We start from the raw sequence: 4,181 nt of genomic DNA, 5'->3' as shown, positions 1-4,181 counted from the left end.
ACCTAGCCGAAAAAAACCTAATAACGCTCGAAACCAAACGTATTACCCAAGTATACAAAGTACATGGAGAGGTTATAAATAACCCTGAACTTGCCCAGCAACTTCACGACTATTTTACCGATAAAGAACAAGCCGAAATTAAACGTATTGCTGCACTGGTACGCTTTTTTGAGCTACAAAGTTGCTTAAGCTATAACTTAGCGCGCTATTTTGACGATCAAAATGCACCTGAGCAATGTGGGCATTGTAGTGTGTGTAGAGGTCATGCGGTTAAGCTTGAATATTCTATAGAGCCTGCACATATTGACGAGCAACTTATTTATCAAAAGGTAGATGAGTTTTTAGCGCATATGGCAGGCAAGGGTAATCATAATGTGGGTATTGAAACTCAATGCCGCTTTTTAGCGGGGATGAGTGTGCCGTTATTTGCGCGTAATAAAGTACGCCAGCTGAGTGGTTTTGCGCTGTGCGAGCAAATGCGTTACAGCGATATTAAAGCAAAACTACTAGCGCGTTAAATTAGTTACTGTATCCTAGTGGCTTATTCAAAAAAGTAAGCCACTATGCCTCATATTGTTATTCCCGTTGAAAATATTTCTACTACCCCAGAGCCCGTTACGTGTGCTAACTGCCAAGCCTGTTGTTGCCAATTAGAAGTGCGCATAGTAACCGACACCGGCGTGCCTTTTAACTATATAGAATACGATAAATGGGGCAGCGAAGTAATGAAACGCGCTGACGACGGTTGGTGCCAAGCACTCGACCGCAATACACTTATGTGCTCCATTTACGAAAACCGCCCATTAGTATGTCGCGAGTTTGAAATGGCGTCGGGTGAGTGTATTACCGAGCGTGATTTAGCGGGTATATAGTCCGCTATTATTAAAGTACATAAACGACAAAGGGGCTTAAAAGCCCCTTTGTTTATTGCTTACTATAAAAATTAAACTTTAAAGTAGCTAATATACTTTTTAAGTGTGTTTGAAAGGTCAGCTAATGCAACAGCTTCTTGTGCGTTACTGTTAAGCGACATGCTGGTTTCTTTGGACATACTGGCAATTTCTTCTACGCCGGTACTAATTTGCGCCACGGTGGCTACTTGGTTTGATGTTGATTCAACAATTTCAAGCACGTTACTTAATGAGTCGTTAGCTTGTTGCTGTATTTGATGCAGTAACTCGTTTGCTTCGTGAGTAAGCGTTAGGCCATTTTCTACTTGTGGTACTGTGGTTTCCATAGCTGTTACCGACGCTTGCGTGTTTTCTTGCACTTGCAAAATCATTTTTTCAATATCGCCAGTTGCATCACCAGTACGCTGGGCAAGTTGCCTTACTTCGTCAGCAACAACAGCAAACCCTCGGCCTGTTTCGCCTGCTCTTGCAGCTTCTATTGCTGCATTTAGTGCAAGCAAGTTTGTTTGATCGGAAATACTGCGGATCACACTTAAAATATCGCCAATGTGTTTTACATGTTCTTGCAGCACGTTTACTTGGGTAACTGTGGCTTTTACGGTTACTGAGATTTGCTCAATTTCGGCCGCTACTTTTTGCACTGCAATACTACCTTGCTGCGATAATTGCGCGGTTATTTTTGAGTTATCTTCTGTTTGCCTAACTGAGTCGGCTACAGCATGGATACTACGGCTCATTTCTTCTAGGCTGCTTACTGCCGAGTTTGTATAAGTTACTTGTGCGTCAGCGGCACTAAGTGCTTGCTGCGAGCCAGACGCTACGCTTGCAGAGTGAGTAGAAAGCTCTTCAGATGAGTTAATAATGCTATCTACAATGGTTTTTAATTTAGATTGCATCACCCCTACAGAAGCCATCATGCTATTTGGGCAACACGACTGTACATCACCTCTTAAGTCGCCTTGGGCAATAAGGGCAATTACTTCAGCGGCTTCTTGTGGTTCGCCACCTACTGAATTTCTGATCAGTTGGCTAATAACATACGCAACGCTTATGCCTATTAAAAAGGCAAGTGCGGTGAGCGAAATCATCCAAATTTTAAACGAGCTGGCAATATCGAGAGTATCAATAGTGGTGGTTTGATTTGCTTGCTCTTGCAGGTTTATAAATTGGTTTATAACATTTAGCCACTGGGTAAACGCAGGGCGTGCATCGGTTAATAAAATGCGCTCAGCTTCGTTTAGGTTTCCTGCATTTTTAGCGTTTATTACACCTTGAATAAAAGGCTGAGTGCGCTGCTCTATTTGATTTATTTTATTAATTAGAGCGCGCTCTTCATTATTCATATTACCCATTAGCTCGGCCATAGACCTGCTTGACGTTTGGTAAAATGCGTTTAGCTCTTTTATGCTCTTTAACACGGAGCTTAAACTGCTTTGATCGGTAATTAGCACTACATCGCGCACGGCTATTGCTCTGTCGTGTACGCTGCCTCTAAAGTTAATTGCGTAACGTTGCTTTACCGAATTTACGTCGGTCATGTGGGTAATGTTATTATTAATGAGGCTAACGCGCGAAATGCCAATAATGGTTAAAATAAGCATCATTGATAAAATTACGCCAAAGCCGGTCGTTAAACGCATGTTTATGGTCATGGTTGATCCCAAGTGTGAGTCAATACGCGCAAGAGCAGCTTGTATTATTAGTGATTATTCTAAAACAATAGCAGCATTATGCCTTATTAATTAAAGTTTTATTAGCAATAAGGGATTGTTTGTTAATTTAGTTTACAAGCGTAACTTTAATGAGGAGTGTTTTTCAGGCATTAAAAAAGGGGCTAAATGCCTAATGCCAGTCAGTTAAGCTGACTGGCATTTTTCTTTTTATGGGGATACTTAGATGGTTTTGGCTTAACCCATCGGGGGTATCTTCTATCCTCTCGTCTAGCTGGAAGCTTAAATAAGACCAGTGTATTGAGTAAGTGCTGCCAGTGTATTGGAATGTTCCCTGGACTCATTATAGATACTGACGAGAAATACTGAATGACAGCCATCGAACTGCTAGAGAAACTAAGCTGGTTAGGCCATATCCCTGTAACTGTCGCCGCCATCGTCATTATTCTTCGTATTAAATTATAGGCGAGTAACACGCCCCATAGCTCCTGACGCACCATGTCTGGACGCTTGCTTCTTAAATGGTATGCGCTATCAAGCATGGTTTGTTTGATTTCTCTAAACCCAAGTTCTATCTCCCAACGATGACAATATAATTCAACAATTTCATTACCTGGATAACGCAATCTATCCGTCATCGAGGTTAATATACGGTAGCTTTTGCCCTTTATTGTTTTACTGATTAATCTCGCTTTAATCGTTTCAGGAACATCGGGAAAGTTTTTTTGTGCATGCTTTGTTGTTTTCAATTCAATGATATGGTCATTTTTACCCGCGCTGGAGATGATTTCATACTGTAAGTCGGGCCTTGCTGGTATCAGCCAGTGCCTCATCTTCCCAGTTTGGTGCCAACGATTTAACAGGCCTAAAGAATAATATCCTTTATCAAACATAGTCAGTGAATTATCTGGTGTACGTTCAATTAAACGCTCAGCTAATTTCATCTCGTTGGTTTTATAGTTATCAAACTCGCTACTGAGCAGTTGATGGCTGGTCAATTCCATATGACAGACCATGCGTATTTGAGGAAAGGCTGTATCACCGTATTGGTTGCTACCAGAAGAGAAGGCTTTACGATTATCAGGCGTGTCGGCTGTTCGCCACACAACACCGTCAACAGCTAATAGGTTCAAGCCATTCCATGTTTCGAATGACTGTTGCTTATACATTGATTGAGCAGATTTATTGAAAACGTGTTTAACGGAATCATCACCTAACCTTTGTCTCGCTTGTACCATCGCACTTGGAGCAACGAGTTGGTTCTTGCCAGGTAACATGATATCTAGCTTATTAGCGATATTCCAAACCGATTCTTTTCGAAACAATGCCATGCCAATAACTGACCACAAAACGGCCTCAAGCGGTAACCTTCGCTTACGAACGGTTGCAATCCCAGCTTGTTGAAAACCTTGTTCAATGATTTCAGGGTCAAGAATTTCTGATAATTTTTCAAAGGTATGGTATCGGCTGCTTTCTTCAAGTGTTGCTTGCAGTGCTTGTTCTATATTCACAAAAAAATCCGTAGTTAGTTTCCTAACTACGGATTTTGCATGATCGTTTGGATCGGTCAACCGGTCATTTTCTTAACTGATCGGCATTA

Annotated in this window: 4 protein-coding genes; 2 read left to right on the top strand and 2 right to left on the bottom strand. The window is 41.4% G+C overall.

Features of this window, described 5'->3' with window-relative positions; genetic code table 11:
- On the top strand, positions 1–518 hold a 518-nt coding region (locus L654_RS0104715), incomplete at its 5' end, for a RecQ family zinc-binding domain-containing protein (protein ID WP_029753494.1).
- Positions 519–563: 45 nt separating this feature from the next.
- Positions 564–872, top strand: a complete 309-nt coding sequence (locus tag L654_RS0104710; RefSeq protein ID WP_010554993.1) for a YkgJ family cysteine cluster protein — start codon at positions 564–566, stop codon at positions 870–872.
- Positions 873–943: 71 nt separating this feature from the next.
- Here L654_RS0104710 and L654_RS0104705 read toward each other — a convergent pair whose 3' ends face one another.
- Positions 944–2,563 carry a methyl-accepting chemotaxis protein gene (locus L654_RS0104705; RefSeq protein WP_024607430.1) on the bottom strand — a complete coding sequence of 540 codons (1,620 nt, stop codon included), beginning with the start codon at positions 2,561–2,563 and terminating at the stop codon, positions 944–946.
- 200 nt (positions 2,564–2,763) lie between these two features.
- Positions 2,764–4,086 carry an IS4 family transposase gene (locus L654_RS0104700; RefSeq protein ID WP_101162806.1) on the bottom strand — a complete coding sequence of 441 codons (1,323 nt, stop codon included), beginning with the start codon at positions 4,084–4,086 and terminating at the stop codon, positions 2,764–2,766.
- Positions 4,087–4,181: the final 95 nt, after the last annotated feature.

Origin of the sequence: Pseudoalteromonas sp. TAB23, assembly GCF_000498075.1 — a bacterium.
GTDB classification, from domain to species: Bacteria; Pseudomonadota; Gammaproteobacteria; order Enterobacterales; family Alteromonadaceae; genus Pseudoalteromonas; species Pseudoalteromonas arctica.
The sequence above is the reverse complement of the archived record's forward strand: the minus strand, read 5'-3'. Positions and strand labels throughout refer to the sequence as shown.